The organism is Nocardioides sp. Root140 (genome assembly GCF_001426745.1).
Lineage (GTDB): Bacteria > Actinomycetota > Actinomycetes > Propionibacteriales > Nocardioidaceae > Nocardioides.
In genome coordinates, this window is record NZ_LMFI01000012.1 from 91593 (window position 1) to 110921 (window position 19329).

At 69.5% G+C, this 19329-nt stretch carries 14 protein-coding genes and 1 tRNA gene; 11 read left to right on the forward strand and 4 right to left on the reverse strand.

The features are described 5' to 3' along the window. Nucleotides 1-32: 32 nt before the first annotated feature. The 3 genes from ASD30_RS20530 (at nucleotide 33) to ASD30_RS20540 (ending at nucleotide 2969) form a co-directional block, all read left to right on the forward strand. On the forward strand, nucleotides 33-1235 hold the full coding sequence (locus ASD30_RS20530; protein WP_056686349.1) for an NAD(P)-dependent malic enzyme: 1203 nt from the start codon (nucleotides 33-35) through the stop codon (nucleotides 1233-1235). 67 nt (nucleotides 1236-1302) lie between these two features. Then, the gene (locus ASD30_RS20535) at nucleotides 1303-2271 is read left to right on the forward strand and encodes a zinc-binding dehydrogenase (RefSeq protein ID WP_056686353.1); all 969 of its coding nucleotides are present in this window, start codon (nucleotides 1303-1305) and stop codon (nucleotides 2269-2271) included. Continuing rightward, a complete protein-coding gene (locus tag ASD30_RS20540; RefSeq protein ID WP_056686357.1) occupies nucleotides 2268-2969 on the forward strand; it encodes an SDR family oxidoreductase in 702 nt (233 codons plus the stop codon). Before ASD30_RS20535 ends, ASD30_RS20540 begins: the two co-directional genes overlap by 4 nt. A gap of 93 nt (nucleotides 2970-3062) precedes the next feature. Here the strand turns inward: ASD30_RS20540 and ASD30_RS20545 are convergent, their stop codons facing one another. Continuing rightward, complete coding sequence (locus ASD30_RS20545) at nucleotides 3063-3239, reverse strand: DUF6104 family protein (protein WP_235530257.1); 177 nt, start codon at nucleotides 3237-3239, stop codon at nucleotides 3063-3065. A 10-nt stretch (nucleotides 3240-3249) separates the two neighbouring features. Next, a complete protein-coding gene (locus ASD30_RS20550; protein WP_056686361.1) occupies nucleotides 3250-7017 on the reverse strand; it encodes a multifunctional oxoglutarate decarboxylase/oxoglutarate dehydrogenase thiamine pyrophosphate-binding subunit/dihydrolipoyllysine-residue succinyltransferase subunit in 3768 nt (1255 codons plus the stop codon). Nucleotides 7018-7162: 145 nt separating this feature from the next. Here ASD30_RS20550 and ASD30_RS20555 point away from each other — a divergent pair, with 145 nt between their 5' ends. Further along, the gene (locus ASD30_RS20555) at nucleotides 7163-7786 is read left to right on the forward strand and encodes a hypothetical protein (RefSeq protein ID WP_156388876.1); all 624 of its coding nucleotides are present in this window, start codon (nucleotides 7163-7165) and stop codon (nucleotides 7784-7786) included. Beyond that, nucleotides 7786-8682: an LCP family protein gene (locus ASD30_RS20560; protein WP_056686369.1), complete on the forward strand. Its 897-nt coding sequence runs from the start codon at nucleotides 7786-7788 to the stop codon at nucleotides 8680-8682. The genes ASD30_RS20555 and ASD30_RS20560 overlap by 1 nt, the downstream gene beginning before the upstream one ends. Before the next feature lie 86 nt (nucleotides 8683-8768). Here the strand turns inward: ASD30_RS20560 and ASD30_RS20565 are convergent, their stop codons facing one another. Together ASD30_RS20565 and ASD30_RS20570 are read right to left on the reverse strand one after the other, a co-directional pair. Beyond that, the gene (locus ASD30_RS20565; protein ID WP_156388877.1) at nucleotides 8769-10124 is read right to left on the reverse strand and encodes a choice-of-anchor P family protein; all 1356 of its coding nucleotides are present in this window, start codon (nucleotides 10122-10124) and stop codon (nucleotides 8769-8771) included. Nucleotides 10125-10371: 247 nt separating this feature from the next. Beyond that, a tRNA-Arg gene (locus ASD30_RS20570) sits at nucleotides 10372-10444 on the reverse strand. 81 nt (nucleotides 10445-10525) lie between these two features. Between ASD30_RS20570 and argS the strand changes: the two genes are divergently transcribed. The 6 genes from argS (at nucleotide 10526) to rho (ending at nucleotide 19306) form a co-directional block, all read left to right on the forward strand. Then, a complete protein-coding gene (argS, locus tag ASD30_RS20575) occupies nucleotides 10526-12181 on the forward strand; it encodes an arginine--tRNA ligase (RefSeq protein ID WP_056686375.1) in 1656 nt (551 codons plus the stop codon). Between the two features lie 6 nt (nucleotides 12182-12187). Continuing rightward, entirely contained in the window at nucleotides 12188-13636 is a 1449-nt protein-coding gene (gene lysA / locus ASD30_RS20580; protein ID WP_056686386.1) for a diaminopimelate decarboxylase, read from the forward strand. Then, nucleotides 13633-14931 (forward strand): homoserine dehydrogenase, encoded by a 1299-nt coding sequence (locus ASD30_RS20585; RefSeq protein WP_056686389.1) that lies wholly within the window; start codon nucleotides 13633-13635, stop codon nucleotides 14929-14931. The genes lysA and ASD30_RS20585 overlap by 4 nt, the downstream gene beginning before the upstream one ends. Further along, nucleotides 14928-15995, forward strand: coding sequence for a threonine synthase (gene thrC, locus ASD30_RS20590; protein WP_056686392.1), 1068 nt, complete (start codon nucleotides 14928-14930; stop codon nucleotides 15993-15995). The genes ASD30_RS20585 and thrC overlap by 4 nt, the downstream gene beginning before the upstream one ends. 1 nt (nucleotide 15996) lies before the next feature. Next, on the forward strand, nucleotides 15997-16926 hold the full coding sequence (thrB, locus tag ASD30_RS20595) for a homoserine kinase (protein WP_056686393.1): 930 nt from the start codon (nucleotides 15997-15999) through the stop codon (nucleotides 16924-16926). A 250-nt stretch (nucleotides 16927-17176) separates the two neighbouring features. Beyond that, complete coding sequence (rho, locus tag ASD30_RS20600; protein ID WP_056686395.1) at nucleotides 17177-19306, forward strand: transcription termination factor Rho; 2130 nt, start codon at nucleotides 17177-17179, stop codon at nucleotides 19304-19306. Nucleotides 19307-19329 lie beyond the last annotated feature (23 nt).

Consider the following 19329-nt stretch of genomic DNA (forward strand, 5'->3'; position numbering starts at 1 on the left):
GCCCACACCGCACTCTCTTACGAAAGTCCGTCATGCCTTCCTCTGTGAACGACAACGCGGAGCACCCGTTCGCGGGCGACCCCGTCTTCGACCTGCACGTCGGCGGGAAGATGGAGATCCGCTCCCGGGTCGAGCTGGCCGGGGCCGACGAGTTGTCGCTCGCCTACACGCCGGGTGTGGCCCGCGTCTGCGAAGCGATCGCCGAAGACCCCGAGATGACCCGCCACTTCACGTGGGTGCCCAACACGGTGGCCGTGGTCACCGACGGAACGGCCGTTCTTGGCCTGGGCGACATCGGACCGGCCGCAGCCATGCCCGTGATGGAGGGCAAGGCGGTGCTGTTCAAGCAGTTCGGCGGCGTCGACGCGATCCCGATCTGCCTGGCCACCACCGACGTCGACGAGATCGTCGAGACCGTGGCCCGCATGGCGCCGTCCTTCGGCGGCATCAACCTCGAGGACATCTCTGCGCCGCGCTGCTTCGAGATCGAGCAACGGCTCAAGGACCGCCTCGACATCCCCGTCTTCCACGACGACCAGCACGGCACCGCCGTGGTCGCCCTGGCCGCCCTGAAGAACGCGCTGAAGCTCACCGGGCGCCTCGCCGAGACGACCCGCGTCGTGATCTCCGGTGCCGGCGCCGCGGGCGTGGCGGTCACCCGGATCATGCTCGAGGCGGGCATCAAGGACATCGCCGTCATCGACCGGCAGGGCGTGCTCAACTCCGAGCGTTCCGACCTCACCCAGGTCAAGCAGGACCTCGCCCGAGACACCGCCGACAACTTCGGTCGCACGGGCAGCCTGGCCGACGTCATGAAGGGCGCCGACGTCTACATCGGTGTCTCCGGTGGCAACGTTCCCGAGGAGATCGTGGCGACCATGGCGGCCGACGCGATCATCTTCGGCCTGGCCAACCCCACGCCCGAGGTGCACCCCGACGTCGCCCACCGGCACGCCCGCGTGGTTGCCACCGGCCGGTCCGACTACCCCAACCAGATCAACAACGTGCTGGCCTTCCCGGGCATCTTCCGGGGTGCGTTCGACGTGCACGCCCGGGCGATCACCGAGGGCATGAAGCTGGCCGCCGCCGAGGCGCTGGCCGATCTCGTCGGCGACGCGCTCACCGAGGACTGCATCATTCCCTCGCCGTTCGACCCGCGGGTCGGCCCGGCGGTCGCGGCCGCGGTGGCCGAGGCGGCTCGTCGCGACGGAGTCGCCCGCATCACGGGTGACTGACCACCACCGACTGACCAGCGACTGACCACCCAGCCGGCAAGGCTCCACACGTCGCTAGGCTCGGGTCATGTTTGCGGTCTATGCAGAGAAGTTCTCGTCCGAAGATCCGCTGAGCGGCCTGGTGGTCGGGGAGCGTCCCGACCCGGTCGCCCCTGATGGCTGGACGACGGTCACCGTCAAGGCAGCCTCGCTCAACCACCACGACCTCTGGTCGTTGCGCGGGGTCGGGCTCCGCGAGGAGTCGCTGCCGATGATCCTCGGCTGCGACGCCGCGGGTCTCGACGAGGACGGCAACGAGGTGCTCGTGCACGCCGTCGTCAGCGACCCGGACTGGTCCGGCGACGAGACCTTCGACCCGAAGCGCTCCCTGCTCTCCGAGCGCCACCAGGGCACCTTTGCCGACAAGGTGATCGTGCCGAGGCGCAACGTGATCGCCAAGCCCGCCTCGATGTCGTTCGCCGAGGCGGCCTGCCTGCCGACCGCCTGGCTCACCGCGTACCGCATGCTCTTCACCCAGGGCGGGCTCAAGGCCGGCGACAGCGTGCTGGTGCAGGGCGCCGGCGGCGGCGTGGCCACCGCGCTGATCACGCTGGCTCGTGCCGGCGGCCTGAAGGTGCTGGCCACCAGCCGCGACAAGACCAAGCGGACCCGCGCCCTCGAGATCGGTGCCCACGAGGTCTTCGAGTCCAACGCCCGGCTGCCGATGAAGGTCGACGCGGTCATGGAGACCGTCGGCCGCGCCACCTGGTCCCACTCGATCCGGGCCCTGCGCCCCGGCGGCAGGATCGTGATCAGCGGTACGACGTCCGGCCCACAGCTCGACGACGCCGAGCTGACCCGCATCTTCTTCCTCCAGCTGAGCGTGGTCGGCTCGACGATGGGCACCAGCCGTGAGCTGGCCGCCCTGACCCAGATGCTGGACGCCACCGGCACCCGCCCCCTGATCGACCGTGAGATCCCCATGGCCGACGCACGTGAGGGCTTCGCGGCAATGGCGAAGGGTGACGTGTTCGGCAAGATCGTCCTCACCCGATGACGGCACCGGGCCGGCACCTGGTCACCGGCGCCGGCTCGGGGATCGGTGCGGCGGTCGCCCGCATCCTCGCCGGTCGCGGCGACGAGTTGTGGCTGCCCGCCCGCTCGGCGCAGCGCGCCGACGACCTGTCACGCGAGTTCCCCCAGGCGCACGTGTTCGTGGCCGACCTCGCCGACCCGGCTTCGCTGGAGCAGTCCCTGACCGGCCTGCCCGATGCCCTCGACAGCGTGCTGCACATCGCGGGTGTCGTCGAGCTGGGTCCTGTGGCGGAGCTCGAGGTGGACGACCTTCGCGCGCAGCTCGACGTGAACCTGGTGGCCCCGATGCTGCTCACCAAGGCCTGTCTCCCGGCGCTGCGTGCTGCGCGTGGCCTGGTGCTCGTCGTGAACTCCTCCGCCGGTCTCACGGCGAACGCACACTGGTCGGCCTACGCCGCCTCGAAGTTCGGGGTGCGCGCGTTTGCCGACGCCCTGCGTGCCGAGGAGCAGGGGAACGGCGTACGCGTCACCACCGTCTACCCCTCACGTACGGCGACCGCGATGCAGCAGAAGGTGCACGAGCAGGAGGGGGCGGCGTACGACGCGAGCAACTGGATCGATCCGCAGACCGCGGCCGGGACGATCGTCCACGTGCTCGACCTGCCGGGGGACGCGACGATCCCCGAGGTGACGATCCGGCCGGCTCCACGACAGGGCTGACCTGCTGAGCACGGCTTGATCGGCAGACAAGCAAGGCGGCCCCGCGACTCATCGAGTCGCGGGGCCGCTCTGCGTCTGGAACCAGGGCGTGTCCTAGTCCTCCGGATCGTCGAGGCGGGCCAGCCAGGTGGCCAGCCGCTCGACGGGGGTCTCGAACTCCGGGAACGTGTCGGTGAACTCCTGCAACCGGTCGGCGACCCACGCCAGGGTGACTTCCTCGTCACCCCGACGCTTCTCGAGCTCTTCGATGCCGCGGTCGGTGAAGTACATCTGGTTCAGCTCACTCGAAGGCACGGTCGAGCAGGTTGCGCTGCTCTTCCTGGTGCCGCTTGGCCACGCCCACCGAGGGCGCCGACGAGGCGGCCCGGGTGATCGGCTGGACCTCGATGCCGAGCTTGTTCCAGACGTTGAGCGCGTAGTGCGGCCACGGGCCCATGTTCTGCGGCTCGTCCTGCACCCAGCGGACCGTCTTGAGGTTCGGGAACTTCTTGATCTCGTCGGCGATCTGCTCGTCGGGCGACGGGTAGAGGCGCTCGACGCGGGCGATCGCGAAACGGTTGCCGTTCTCGCGCTTGCCGCGGTCGACCATGAGGTCCCAGGTGACCCGGCCCGAGCACAGCAGCAGCGTGTCGACGGTGTTCGGGTCGGCCTGGTCGTCGCCGATCAGGCCCTGGAACGACCCCTGCGTGAAGTCGGCCGGCTGCGAGGCCGCCTCCTTGCGCTTGAGCATCGACTTGGGCGTGAAGACCACCAGCGGGCGGTGCTCCTCACCCAGCGAGTGCCGGCGCAGCAGGTGGAAGTACGACGCGGGCGTCGACGGCTGTGCCACGACCATGGCGTCCTCGGCACACATCGCCAGGAACCGCTCGATGCGGGCCGACGAGTGGTCGGGGCCCTGGCCCTCGTAGCCGTGCGGCAGGAGGAGTACGACGCCCGACTGCTGGCGCCACTTGGCCTCACCGGCGGTGATGAACTCGTCGATGACGGTCTGTGCGCCGTTGACGAAGTCACCGAACTGGGCCTCCCACAGCACCAGGGCGTCGGGACGGGCCACGGAGTAGCCGTACTCGAAGCCGAGGGCGGCGTACTCGGAGAGCAGCGAGTCGTAGACGTGGAAGCGGGCCTGGTCCTCGGTGAGCGTGCTCAGCGGGGTCCACTCGTCGGCGTTGGTGCGGTCGATGATGGTGGCGAACCGCTGCACGAACGTGCCGCGACGTGAGTCCTGGCCGGCCAGACGCACCGGACGACCCTCCATCAGCAACGAGCCGAATGCCAGGATCTCGCCGGTGCCCCAGTCGATCGGGCCCTCGGTGATCGCCGTGGCGCGACGCTGGAGCTGCGGCATCACCTTCGGGTGGACGGTGAAGCCCTCCGGCGGCGTGACGTAGGCGTCGGAGATGCGCTTGAGGACGTCCTGGCTGATCTTGGTGACCGCCTCGCCCGCGGGCTTCTCCGGGTAGTCCGGAACGGTGGTCCACTCGTCGGGCGAGCTCTTGGCCTCACGCACCTCGGTGAAGACCCGCTCGAGCTGCTGCTGGTAGTCGCGCAGCACGGTCTCGGCCTCCTCGATCGTGATGTCGCCACGACCGATCAGGGACTCGGTGTAGAGCTTGCGGATCGACCGCTTCTGCTCGATCAGGTCGTACATCAACGGCTGGGTGTACGACGGGTCGTCACCCTCGTTGTGACCGCGACGGCGGTAGCAGACCAGGTCGATGACGACGTCCTTGCGGAACGCCTGGCGGTACTCGAAGGCCAGACGAGCCACGCGGATGCAGGCCTCGGGGTCGTCGCCGTTCACGTGGAAGATCGGCGCCTGCACCATGCGGGCGACGTCGGTGCAGTAGAGCGAGGAGCGCGACGAACCGGGGGAGGTGGTGAAGCCGACCTGGTTGTTGACCACCAGGTGGATCGTGCCGCCCGTGCGGTAGCCGCGCAGCTGCGACAGGTTGAGCGTCTCGGCGACGACACCCTGACCGGCGAACGCCGCGTCACCGTGCACGAGCAGCGGGAGCACGGGGTATTCGGCGCCCCGGTCGAGGACGTCCTGCTTGGCGCGGGCGATGCCCTCGAGCACCGGGTCGACGGCCTCGAGGTGCGACGGGTTCGCGGCCACGGAGACCTTGATCCTGTCGCCGAGGCCCGAGAGGAACTCACCCTCGGCGCCGAGGTGGTACTTCACGTCGCCGGATCCCTGGACGGTGCGCGGGTCGATGTTGCCCTCGAACTCGCGGAAGATCTGGGAGTACTTCTTGCCGACGATGTTGGCCAGCACGTTGAGGCGCCCACGGTGGGCCATGCCGATGCAGACCTCGTCGAGGGCCGACTCGGCCGCTGCCTCACAGATCTCGTCGATCACCGGCACGGTGGTCTCCGCGCCCTCGAGGCTGAACCGCTTCTGGCCGACGAACTTGGTCTGCAGGAAGGTCTCGAAGGCCTCGGCCTGGTTGAGCTTCAGCAGGATCCGCAACTGCTCCTCGCGGGGCGTCTTCACGTGCGGCTGCTCGACGCGCTCCTGGATCCAGCGACGCTGCTCGGGGTCCTGGATGTGCATGTACTCGATGCCGATGGTGCGGCAGTAGGAGTCACGCAGGATGCCGAGGATCTGGCGCAGGCGCATGAAGCGGCGGCCCTCGCCACCGAACGAGCCGGTGGCGAACTCGCGGTCGAGGTCCCACAGGGTCAGCCCGTGCGACTCGATCTCGAGGTCGGGGTGGCTGCGCTGGCGGTACTCGAGCGGGTCGGTGTCGGCCATCATGTGACCGCGCACCCGGTAGGCGTGGATCAGCTCGAGGATGCGGGCCTGCTTGCTGATCTCGTCATCGTGGTTGGTGGCGATGTCGTTGCCCCAACGGATCGGCTCGTAGGGGATGCGCAGCGAGCGGAAGATCTCGTCGTAGAACCCCTCCTCGCCCAGCAGCAGCTGGTGCAGCCGGCGCAGGAACTCACCCGACTGGGCACCCTGGATGACCCGGTGGTCGTAGGTCGAGGTGATGGTGAGGATGCGGCTGACCGCGTTGCGGGTCAACGTCTCCTCGGACGCGCCCTGGAACTCCGGCGGGTAGTCCATCGAGCCGACGCCGATGATCGCGGCCTGGCCGGCCATCAGGCGGGGGACCGAGTTGTTGGTGCCGAGGCCACCGACGTTGGTCAGGCTGATCGTGGTGCCGGTGTAGTCGTCCATCGACAGCTTGTTGTCGCGGGCCTTGCGGATGATCGCTTCGTACGCCGTCCAGAAGCCGGCGAAGTCCATCGACTCGGTCGCCTTGATGGAGGGGGCGACGAGCTGGCGGGTGCCGTCGGGCTTCTGCTGGTCGATGGCCAGCCCGAGGTTGATGTGCGCCGGCGTGACCATGGTGGGCTTGCCGTTGGTCTCGGTGTAGGAGTTGTTCATCTCCGGCATCGAGCGGATCGCCTTGACGATCGCGTAGCCGATGAGGTGGGTGAACGAGACCTTGCCACCACGGGCGCGCTTGAGGTGGTTGTTGATGACCACGCGGTTGTCCCACAGCAGCTTCACCGGGACGTTGCGCACCGAGGTTGCCGTCGGGACGTGGAGGGAGACGTCCATGTTCTTCGCCGTGGCGGCCGCGATGCCGCGCAGCACGGTGTGCTTCGGCTCGTCGGTCGGCTCGCTCGGCTCGCTGGGCTTGGGGTCACGCGGCTCGGGGTTCGCGGTGCCCTTGGCGGGCTCGACCGGCTTGCTCACCGGGCGGGGCTTGGCCACCGGAGCCGGCGTCGCGGAGTCGGCCGCGGGTGTCTCTGCCGCAGGCGCTGCCGCGGCGGGAGCCGCCGCAGCCTGCTGCGCGGGCTGGGAGGGTGCCGCGGCCGGGGCGGACGCGGTCGGTGCGGTCGTCCGTGAGGCCGGCGCGGAGGCGTCTCCGGATGCGGGAGCGGCCCCGTTGGAGCCGCCCTGATCCTTGAAGTATGCGGTCCATTCCGGGCCCACGCTGGCCGGATCCTTCTGGTACTGCTCGAACATTTCGTCAACGAGCCACTCGTTGGCTCCGAAGTCGATAAGTCGGTTGTTCTGAGAAGACTCAGCCACGGCTTGGTTCGCCTCTTCCGGTGCGGCATTTGCGGGGTGTCGATACAAGCGTCAAGGCTAGACCCACCCGGCAACAAATGCAGAGGCTGGTCTCCCTTCTCGGGCAAGGTGTTGCCGGTATCACCATTGAGGAGGTGCACGACTGATGTCGACGAAGAGAAATCGGCGAGCACGAGGAGCCGCACTGGTGCTCGTCCTGGCCCTGTTCGCGAGCGGATGCAGCTCCGACGACGAGGGCGACGACCCGACCGAGAAGGGGCGTGCGCCGGGGCTCGACGAGCCCCGGGTGGCCCAGGTGCCCCTGGTGGCCACGGTCGGCAAGGTCACCGGCAAGCTCCCGCCGAAGCGGCGCACGCAGGCAGTGACGACGGTCGGACGCACCGTCGACACGTGGTTCGAGGCGGCCTGGGTCGGCGGCGACTTCCCCCGGCGCAGCATGAAGGGCTCGTGGCCCGGCTTCACCCGCGACCTGGCAGCGCAGGCCCGGCACGACAGGACGCTCACCTCGAACGCCCAGCTGGCGGGCCGCATCGACGAGGTGACCGTCGTACGCCGCACCGTGAAGGTCGACCTGCTCGGCGCGTCGAAGCGAGCGGTGGGTGCCACCGCGCGCTTCCGGCTCGTCTTCGACACCGACGGTGACGCCCGGCGCCGCGTGACGGTGACAGGTCGGCTGACCCTGAGCCCGGTCAAGGGCACCTGGCGGATCTTCGAGTACGACGTGGCGCGCTCGGCCAGGGCCGTGCCGGCGTCGAGGAAGGACAACTGATGCGACGACTACTGAGCAGGACGGCGTTGGCCGCCGTACTCTCCGCGACGCTCTTGCTCGTGCCGAACAGCTCGGTGAGCCAGACCGACGCGACCCTCGTGAAGGTGCAGCGCGCGCAGGGGGTCGACCTGTCGCCGGACGTGGTGTGGATCCTGGCTCTCGGCTCCGATGCCCGGCCCGGCCAGAACGTGCTGCGCAGCCGTGCCGACGCCATCCAGCTGGTCGGCATCAACAGCCGCACTGGCGCGGCCACGGCGATCGGCATGCCGCGCGACTCCTGGGTCTCGATCCCGGGACACGGGTCGAACCGGATCAACGCGGCCCTCTACTTCGGCGGTCCGCAGCTGATGGCCGAGACCGTGAAGGGCCTCACCGGCGTGGAACCCGACTACGTGATGGTGGCCAGCTTCATGGGGCTGCGCAACATGGTCACCGCGATCGGCGGCATCACGGTCAACTCGCGGCACGCCTTCAGCGACCCCTACCTTCGGCCACAGGGCTTCAAGGTGGGCAAGCAGCACCTCGGTGGGTTGGGGGCGTTGGCGTTCTCGCGGGTGCGCAAGTCGTTGCCGCGTGGTGACTTCGACCGGTCGGCGAACCAGCAGGAGACACTGCAGGCGATCCACCGGCAGGTCAAGGCCCGGCAGGACCAGCCCGGCTTCCTCGACAAGGGCACCCTGGCGGTCATGCAGCACATGGACGCCCGGGTGCCGCCCAAGGAGCTCTTCCGCATCGCACGCGCGGTGGCGGCGGTGCGCAGCGACCGGATCACCCACTGCGTGGTCAACGGCAGCATCGGGAACATCGGTGGCGCCAGCGTCGTCCTGCCGTACGTCGACCAGGCGCGGCGCTACGGCAACGACGCCCGCAAGGACGCCGTGATCTCCCACTGCTGAACCGGCGGGCGTGAGCTCGGGAAAGCGTGAAGGGGCGGCTCCGGATCGGAGCCGCCCCTTCAGCGTCTGTCAGGTGATGCGGTGGATCAGGTGCGACGCAGGCTGGCCTTCGCCACGCCGATGTTCACCACGACGGTCTGGTCGCCGAGCACGGTCACCCGAAGGGCCGTGACGGTGATGCCGGTCTTGGTGGTCGACTTCACCATCGACTGGATCTTGACCAGCCCGCCGATGTCGAGCGTCTGGCCGGGGACCGGAACCTTGTAGGCCTTGCCACCGAAGGTGATCGAGGCGACCGAGCTTCCGGCTGTGCTCTTGGCGATGCGGCCCTTGGCGGAGCGCGCCACGTTGGCACGGGCCACGACGCCCTTGACCTGCAGGCTGGAGTCGCCGACGCCCAGCTTGATGTCGGCCAGTGCGGCCTCGGTCCAGGCCTTGGCGCGGCCACGGCTCTGCTGCACGCCGTACACCCGGGCCTGGGCGACACCGGCGACGACGGCGTTCAGGTTCAGCAGGTTGGCGCCGACCGTCGCGCTCTTGCGGACCACGCCGCGAGTGCCCTCACAGGGAATGGAGCGCTCGGAGATCGGACCCGCGGTGACCACACCGCCGAGCACCTTGGCCTCGAGGACCCGGGCGTTGCCGGCCATCACGGCTGACGGGACGTCGTCGCTGATCTGGGCGAAGGAGCGACCGATGGTCACGTTGACGTCGTCGGATCCGCCGGCGTGGCCGTCGAGACCGAAGAGCGTGACGTTCAACGCCACGGCGTTGGCGAACGCGTGGTGGGCGTAGGCCGCCTTGCGCGTCTTGCCGAGCCGGATGACGCCGAGACCGGGGAGCGTGAGCTCGTTGCCGGTGGCCTTCTGCAGCTGCTTGATCAGGTCGCCGACGCCGGCGCCGACCTGGTTCAGGATGTCGTCGAGCGGCGTGCCGGTGTTGGCGGCGATGTCGACCGAGCTGAACGACGCGCTGGTGCCGAACCTGCCGGACCGGGCGTGGGCGTCGGCCGTGGTGGAGAGACCGGTGATGCTGAGGTTCAGCCCGTCGGCAGCGCCGAGACGGACCGAGGCGACCCGGTTGGTGCTGCGCATGCCGACGGTCCTGCCGGACTTGTAGGTGCGGCTGCGGCTGGCCACGGCGCCGACCTTGAGCACGGGGCTCGGGTTCGGCACGTTGGCGGCGGCGACGCTGCGGTCACGGATGATGCCGGTACGGCGGGTGCAGCCCAGCCAGGAGTAGGCGGTCGGCGACGACGAGACGCCGGCGAGGCCGACGTTCGCGTAGGTGCCGTAGGCCCAGCCCTGGAACGCGTAGTTCGTGATGGTCGTCGCGGCCGCGGCGGGTGCCGCGTTCGCGCTGCCGGCAAGGCCGAGCGCACCGACCATGGCCACTGCCGTGGCCGTTGAAGCAGCGAGAATACGCCGCACTGAAGTCTTCACAGGTTGTCTCCCCAAAACGATAAATAGTGGTCCGAGACCGCCTATGTCAGCTCCCGATGAAAGGTCTCACCGGATGCAACGAGAGGCAGTCCACTTCGTTACGTGGAAATCTTCCCCAAAATTGGGCAAACCCGCTGGAGAATGGCGAGATTGCCCGGCATTCGGATGGTTCACACCAGTCACACGGGTCACGAAATGCCGACAACCCCGCACGTTCGGGCGGGGTTGTGGTGGTGATTCGGTCGAGCGCCTCCGGCAGGATTCGAACCTGCGGCACCTGGTACCGGAAACCAGTGCTCTATCCCCTGAGCTACGGAGGCATGCGCGTCGCAGCGCGCTGCCGAAGACTACCGGTCGATACTCGCTGACGTGAAACCGAGGTCCGCCGATAGGCTTACCGGGTGACTCCCGAACAGCTCTCCACCGCAGTCGTCGATGCCCTTGCCTCGTTGGTCGACCAGGGCGCGCTCGCCCTGCCCGACGGCGTTCCCTCCGAGGTGACGATCGAGCGGCCGCGACAGAAGGGCCACGGGGACTACGCCACCAACGTCGCCCTCCAGCTCGCCAAGAAGGCTGGCACGAATCCGCGCGCCCTCGCCGAGCTGGTGGCGGAGAAGCTGACTGCCGCCGACGGTGTCGCCGAGGTCGAGATCGCCGGTCCCGGCTTCCTCAACATCACGGTCGACGCGGGCGCCCAGGGCCGGCTCGCCGCCGAGGTCGTGGCCGCCGGGTCATCGTACGGCGCCTCCGACGCGTTCGCCGGCGAGAAGATCAACCTCGAGTTCGTCTCGGCCAACCCCACGGGTCCGTTGCACATCGGTGCCGTGCGTTGGGCTGCCGTCGGTGACGCGCTCGGCCGAATCTTCACGATGACCGGCGCCGAGGTCACCCGGGAGTACTACTTCAACGACCACGGCGGCCAGATCGACAGGTTCAGCAACTCGTTGCTGGCCAGCGCCAAGGGGGAGCCGGCCCCCGAGGACGGCTACGGCGGCGAGTACATCCAGGACATCGCCGCAGCGATCGTCGCGCAGGAGCCCGACGTCCTCGAGCTCGGCGACGACGAGGCGCGCGAGGTCTTCCGCCGGATCGGCGTCGAGATGATGTTCGACGAGATCAAGAAGTCGCTGCGCGACTTCCGCGTCGACTTCGACGTCTACTTCCACGAGGACAACCTGCACAAGAGCGGTGCCGTCGCGAAGGCGGTCGAGCGGCTCACCGAGCTCGGCAACACCTACGAGAAGGACAACGCGCTCTGGCTCGCCACCGAGAAGTTCGGTGACGACAAGGACCGCGTGATCATCAAGTCCGACGGCAACGGCGCCTACCTGTCCGGCGACCTGGCCTACTACCTCGACAAGAGGGAGCGGGGCTTCGACCGCTGCTTCATCATGCTCGGCGCCGACCACCACGGCTACGTGGGCCGCATGAACGCCATGTGTGCCGCATTCGGCGACGAGCCGGGCAAGAACCTCGAGATCCTGATCGGCCAGATGGTCAACCTGCTCCGCGACGGCCAGCCGCTGCGGATGTCCAAGCGTGCCGGGACGGTCGTCACCATCGACGACCTGGTCGGCGCGATCGGTGTCGACGCCAGCCGCTACGCACTGGCCCGCTACCACTCGGACTCGCCCATCGACATCGACCTCGACCTGTGGGCGAAGGCAACCAACGACAACCCGGTCTTCACCGTGCAGTACGCCCACGCACGGGTGGCGAGCCTGCTGCGCAACGCGGCCGACCTCGACGTCGTGGCGGCGTCGCACCCCGAGCTCCTGGTCCACGAGAAGGAGGGCGTGCTGCTGCGCTCCCTCGCGGAGTTCCCGCGCGTGGTCAAGGCGGCCGCCGAGCTGCGCGAACCGCACCGGGTCGCGCGCTACCTCGAGGACCTCGCCGGCGTCTACCACCGGTTCTACGACAGCTGCCGGGTGCTGCCCCGCGGCGACGAGGAGACCACGGACCTGCACCGGGCGCGGCTGTTGCTCGTCGACGCGACCCGGACCGTGCTGGCCAACGGCCTCGCCCTCCTGGGCGTCTCCGCGCCCGAGAGGATGTGATCCGGAGTGCCTACCGCCCACCCCTCCGGCTGGGCCCACGCTGACGGTGCCCTCCGGGGACCCCACTGGTTGCGTGAGCCCGACGACGCCAACGCCCTGGTCGGCCAGCTCTGGTCGTCGACCGCGCACAAGAACGACGACGGTGCGCTGGTCGTCGGGGGAGTGGACCTCCGTGACCTCGTCGCCGAGCACGGCTCACCGGCGTACGTCCTCGACGAGGACGACTTCCGCGGCCGGGCGCGCGCCTTCCGTGACGCGTTCTCGGCGTACGACGTCTACTACGCCGGCAAGGCGTTCCTCTGCACGACGATCGCCTCGTGGATCGCCGAGGAGGGTCTGTGCCTCGACGTGTGCTCCAACAGTGAGCTGACCGTCGCCCTGCGTGGTGGCGTGGACCCGTCGCGCATCGGCTACCACGGCAACAACAAGACCACCGCCGAGCTGCGGCGTGCGATCCAGGCCGATGTGGGCCGCATCGTGGTCGACTCCCTCCACGAGATCGAGCGGCTCGAGGCGATCACGGCTGGTCTCGAGGTGGGACGTGCCTCCTCGACCGGGGGGTCGGTGAAGGTGATGCTGCGGGTGACCGCGGGCGTCGAGGCGCACACCCACGAATACATCGCCACTGCCCACGAGGACCAGAAGTTCGGCTTCTCGATCACCTCGGGCGACGCCTTCGAGGCCGTACGCCGCGTGCTCGCCGCGCCGGGCCTCGAGCTCCTGGGGCTGCACAGCCACATCGGCAGTCAGATCTTCGACTCCTCGGGCTTCGAGGTGGCCGCCCGACGGGTGCTGGCGCTGCACGCCCGGGTCTCCGAGGAGCTGTCGGTCGACATGCCCGAGATGGACCTCGGCGGGGGCTTCGGCATCGCCTACACCACCCAGGACGACCCGTCCGACCCGGCGCAGCTGGCCACCGAGATGAGCAAGATCGTGGAGCACGAGTGCCGCGCGCTCGGCATCGAGGAGCCGCGCCTCTCGATCGAGCCCGGTCGGGCCATCGTCGGGCCGAGCGTGTGCACGGTCTATGAGGTCGGAACGGTGAAGGAGGTCGCCCTCGACGGCGGCGCGCGACGGGTCTACGTCAGCGTCGACGGCGGCATGAGCGACAACATCCGCACCGCCCTCTACGACGCCGACTACTCGTGCACGCTGGCCTCACGCGTCTCGGAGGCGCCCGCCGTCCTGGCCCGCGTGGTCGGCAAGCACTGCGAGGCCGGCGACATCGTGGTCAAGGACGAGTTCCTCCCGGGCGACGTACGCCCCGGAGACCTCGTCGCGGTGCCCGGCACCGGCGCCTACTGCCGCTCGATGGCCAGCAACTACAACCATGCGCTGCGCCCGCCGGTGATCGCTGTACGGGACGGCGTCACGCGCGTCGTCGTTCGGCGAGAGACTGAGGACGATCTTCTGGCCACCGACGTGGCACCCCGACGTGATGGAGCAAGCAGTTGAGTGAGGCTGGCAAGCGGCTGAAGGTCGCAGTCCTGGGATGCGGTTCGGTCGGCTCACAGGTGGTGCGGTTGCTCACCGAGCAGTCCGACGACCTGGCCGCGCGGATCGGTGCGCCGGTCGACCTGGTCGGCGTCGCCGTACGCCGCCTCGACGCGACCCGCGAGGTCGAGGTGCCCGAGGGACTGCTCACCACCGACGCCGACGCGCTGCTCGCCCGGGGCGACCTCGACCTGGTGGTCGAGGTGATCGGTGGCATCGAGCCGGCCCGGTCGCTGATCCTGACCGCGCTCGAGAACGGCGCCTCGGTCGTCACGGCCAACAAGGCGCTGCTCGCCGAAGACGGGCCGACGCTCTTCGAGGCCGCGGCCAAGGCGGGGCGCGACCTCTACTACGAGGCGGCCGTCGCCGGCGCGATCCCGATCCTGCGGCCGCTGCGTGAGTCGCTGGCCGGTGACAAGGTCACCCGCGTGCTCGGCATCGTCAACGGCACCACCAACTTCATCCTCGACAAGATGGACACCTCGGGTGCCGGCTTCGGCGAGGCGCTCGAGGAGGCCCAGGAGCTCGGGTACGCCGAGGCCGACCCGACCGCCGACGTCGAGGGCTTCGACGCCGCAGCGAAGGCCGCCATCCTGGCCAGCATCGCGTTCCACACCCGGGTCACCGCCGACGACGTCTACCGTGAGGGCATCTCCGAGGTGACCGCCGCCGACGTGCAGTCGGCCCGCGAGATGAAGTGCGTGGTCAAGCTGCTGGCGATCTGCGAGCTCAAGGACGACGCTGTCTCGGCGCGCGTGCACCCGGCGATGATCCCGCTCACCCACCCGCTGGCGTCGGTGCGTGAGGCCTACAACGCGGTCTTCGTCGAGTCCGAGGCGGCCGGTCAGCTGATGTTCTACGGCCCCGGCGCCGGCGGCTCACCGACCGCGTCGGCGGTGCTCGGTGACCTCGTCACCGCGGCCCGCAACCGTCTCGGCGGAACGCGCGGCGCGGGGGAGTCGGCGTACGCCGATCGTGTCGTGCTGCCCATGGGCGAGACGATCACGCGCTACCACGTGGCGCTCGACGTCCAGGACCGCGCGGGTGTGCTGGCGGCTGTTGCGCTCGCCTTCGCCGAGCACGACGTGTCGATCCAGACCGTCCGCCAGGAAGGCCGCGGCGCCGACGCACAGCTCGTCGTGGTTTCCCACAGGGCGACCGACGCCCAACTCAGCGCCACCGTCGAGCACCTGCGGGGCATGGACATGGTTCGCGAGGTCACCTCGGTGATGCGCGTGGAAGGTGAATCAGAGTGAGCACGCACCAGTGGCGCGGCGTCGTCGAGGAGTACCGCGACCGCCTCGACATCCCCGAGGGCACCCCGGCCATCACCCTGCGTGAGGGCGGCACCCCGCTGGTCTCCTCCGGATGGCTCTCGGGCCTCACCGGCGCCGAGGTGTGGCTCAAGGTCGAGGGTGACAACCCCACCGGCTCGTTCAAGGACCGCGGCATGACCGCGGCGATCTCCGTGGCGGTGCACGAGGGCGCCAAGGCCGTGGTGTGCGCCTCGACCGGCAACACGTCGGCGTCGATGGCGGCCTACGCGGCCAAGGCCGGCATCAAGCCGCTCGTGCTCGTGCCCGATGGCAAGATCGCGGCCGGCAAGATGGCCCAGGCGATCGTGCACGGCGCGCAGGTCATCATGGTGCGCGGCAACTTCGACGACTGCCTGGCGATCGCCCGCGGCCTGTCCGAGAAGTACCCCGTCGCGTTGGTGAACTCGGTCAACCCGATCCGCCTGCAGGGCCAGAAGACCGCGTCGTTCGAGATCGTCGACTTCCTCGGCGAGGCCCCCGACCTGCACTTCCTGCCGGTCGGGAACGCCGGCAACATCTCGGCGTACTGGCTCGGCTACACCGAGTACGTCGCCTCCGGTGACGCCACTCGGCTGCCCGTGATGCGTGGCTTCCAGGCCGAGGGTGCCGCACCCCTGGTGACCGGAGAGCCGTTCCCGAACCCCGAGACCAAGGCCACCGCCATCCGGGTCGGCAACCCCGCCTCGTGGACCCTGGCCGTCGACGCCGCCACCGAGTCGGGCGGCGGGTTCACCTCGCTGACCGACGAGGAGATCCTGGCCGCCCAGAAGGCGCTGGCCTCCAGCGACGGCGTCTTCGTCGAACCGGCCTCGGCAGCCGGTGTGGCTGGTCTGCTGAAGGCGCACGTCGGTGGCGAGGACTTCACCGGCAAGACGATCGTCATCACCGTGACCGGCCACGGGCTCAAGGACACCGCGACCGCACTCGAGGGGTTCGGCGACCTCGTCGACAACGTGGTCGACCCCGACGTCGAGTCCGCGGCGGCGGCGGCCGGTCTCGCCTGACATGGCGCGATTCGTCGACGGCCCGGTCACGGTCTCGGTGCCGGCGACCTCGGCCAACCTCGGACCGGGCTTCGACTCGCTCGGCCTGGCCCTCTCGTTGCGCGACGAGCTCACCGGCACGGTGACCGGCTCCGGCCTGCGCATCGACGTCGAGGGTGCCGGTGCGGACGACGTACCCCGCGACGAGTCGCACCTGGTGGTGCGTGCGATGCGGGCTGCGTTCGGTCTGATGAACGCCGAACCTCCGGGCCTGTCGTTGAGCTGCGTCAACCGCATCCCGCACGCGCGCGGCCTGGGCTCGTCATCTGCCGCCATCGTCGGGGGCCTCGCCCTGGCCCGCGGCCTCGTCGCCGGCGGGCAGCTGCTGCTCGACGACGACGCGATGTTCCGCCTCGCGGCGGAGATCGAGGGGCACCCCGACAACGTGGCGCCTGCGCTCTACGGGGGCTTCGTGATTTCGGGACGTGAGGCGAACGACTTCTACGCCGCCGGGTCGGTCGTCGACCCGCGCATCTCGGCGGTGGTCTTCATCCCGTCCACCCCCGTCTCGACCGAGGCCGCCCGGGGCCTGCTGCCCGACGTCGTCCCGCACGCCGACGCTGCGGCGAACTCCGGACGTACGGCGCTGCTGGTCGCGGCCCTGGCCCGACGTCCGGACCTGCTGCACCTGGCCACCCGCGACTACCTGCACCAGTCCTACCGGACGCCCGCGATGCCGCAGTCCTTGGCGCTGGTCGAGGCCCTGCGCGGCCAGGAGCACCCGGCGATCGTCTCGGGGGCGGGGCCGACCGTCCTGGCGTTCACCGACGGCCCGGTGCACCCGGTGGCGGGCTGGTCGACCGGCCCCGAGTCCCTGATGGCGCAGTGCCCTGAGGGCTGGACGACGCTTCACCTCGAGGTCGACACGCACGGGGTTGTCGTCACCAGTTGACCCCACGCCGACGCGTACGACGGGTGCGCAGTGAGGGCGGTCACCTGGTGTTACTCTGGTCGGGCGCCACGATCATCAGGCGCTCGCACTCCCTCTGGGTTCGCCCGGCGCGGTGCACCCTCCTCCTCGTCATGTCGCAGTCGGCGACCGTCACCTCGGTGTGACTCGCGACCGGGCGCGACGAGGCACATACACGAGAAGCCGTCGGCACTCGAGCCGGAACGGCACAGATACGTGGGAAGGACCTCACGTGACGGAAACCAACGAGACCACCGCTGCGACGCAGTCGGAGGCCCCGGCCGCCAAGGCCGCGCCCAAGAAGCGCACCGGCGGGCTCAACTCCATGCTGATCGCCGACCTGAAGGCCATGGCCGGCGGCCTCGGCATCAGCGGCTCCGGCAGCATGAAGAAGGCGCAACTGGTCGAGGCCATCAAGGCGGCCCAGACAAGCGGCAAGACGAGCGGCCCGTCGGGCGGCAAGCCGGTCGCCGACAAGCCGGCCGCGGAGTCGTCCGCACCGAGCGGAGGCTCCAGCGACAACGCCCCGGACCAGCCACGGGTCCGGACCCGGGTCCGCGGCGCGGCCAAGGCGCCGGGCGCCGCTGCCGGATCCGGCGAGGGTGAACGCCCGGCCGACGAAGCGAACACCGTGCGTGAGTCGCGCGGTGAACGCCAGCGTGCCCAGGGCGACCGGGAGGCCACGAACCAGGAGTCGTCGGTCCGCGCGACAGCAGGCGAGGCCTCCGGCGCGGACGCGTCGGAGGGCCAGCGCGCCCGCCGCGACCAGCCCGAGAAGCAGTCGGACAAGCAGTCGGACAAGCAGGCCGATCAGGCGCAGGACCGTGGCGCCGGCCAGCAGGACAAGCAGCACGGCGACAAGCAGCAGGGCCGCCAGGACAAGCAGCAGGACCGGCAACAGGACCGGCAACAGGACCGGCAACAAGGCAACCGCCAGTCCGGCCAGCAGGACAAGCAGCAGGAGAAGCAGCAGTCCGACAGGCAGGGCGGCCAGCAGGACAAGCAGCAGGAGAAGCAGCAGTCCGACAGGCAGGGCGGCCAGCAGGACAAGCAGCAGGACCGCCAGCAGGGCGGCCAGCAGGACAACCAGTCCGACCGTGACGAGCAGGGCAGTGGCCGCAACCGTCGTCGTCGGGGCCGCGACCGTTCCGAGCGCGGCGAGCGTCCGGAGCGCAGCACCCGTGGCGGCCGCAACGAGCCCGACACCACGATCCTCGAGGACGACGTACTCGTGCCGGCGGCCGGCATCCTCGACGTCCTCGACAACTACGCATTCGTGCGCACCAGCGGCTACCTGCCGGGCGCCGAGGACGTCTACGTCTCCCTGTCGATGGTCCGCAAGTTCGGACTGCGCCGCGGCGACGCGATCGTCGGCCAGGTGCGCCAGCCCCGCGAGGGCGAGCGCAAGGAGAAGTTCAACCCGATGGTCCGCATCGACGCGGTCAACGGTGCCGACCCGGAGTCGGCACGCAGCCGGGTCGACTTCTCCACGCTGACCCCGCTCTACCCGACCGAGCGGCTTCGCCTCGAGACCGAGCCGACCAACCTGATCGGCCGGGTCATCGACATCGCGGCCCCGATCGGCAAGGGCCAGCGCGGCCTCATCGTCTCGCCCGCCAAGGCCGGCAAGACGATGATCATGAAGTCGATCGCGAACTCGATCACGACGAACAATCCCGAGTGTCACCTGATGGTGGTGCTGGTCGACGAGCGTCCTGAGGAGGTCACCGACTTCGAGCGCTCGGTCAAGGGCGAGGTCATCTCCTCGACCTTCGACCGGCCGGCCAGCGACCACACCACGGTCGCCGAGCTGGCGATCGAGCGGGCCAAGCGGCTCGTCGAGCTCGGCCACGACGTCGTCGTACTCCTCGACGGCATCACCCGGTTGGGTCGGGCCTACAACCTGGCCGCCCCGCCGAGCGGCCGGATCCTCTCCGGCGGCGTCGACTCGGCTGCGCTCTACCCGCCGAAGAAGTTCTTCGGTGCCGCCCGCAACATCGAGGACGGCGGGTCGCTGACCATCCTGGCCACGGCGCTCATCGAGAGCGGCTCCAAGATGGACGAGGTGATCTTCGAGGAGTTCAAGGGCACCGGCAACATGGAGCTGCGCCTGCGTCGCGATCTCGCGGACAAGCGGATCTTCCCGGCCATCGACGCAGTCCAGTCCGGCACTCGCCGGGAAGAGATGCTGATGAGCGAGGAAGAGCTCGCCATCGTGTGGAAGTTGCGTCGGGTTCTCTCCGGGCTCGACGGCCAGCAGGCCCTCGAGCTGCTCCTGGAACGCCTGCGGAAGTCGCAGACCAACATCGAGTTCCTGATGCAGGTGCAGAAGACGACACCTGCCCCGGGGACCGCTGACTGAGCAGTTTCCCGGGCCCGAAGCCC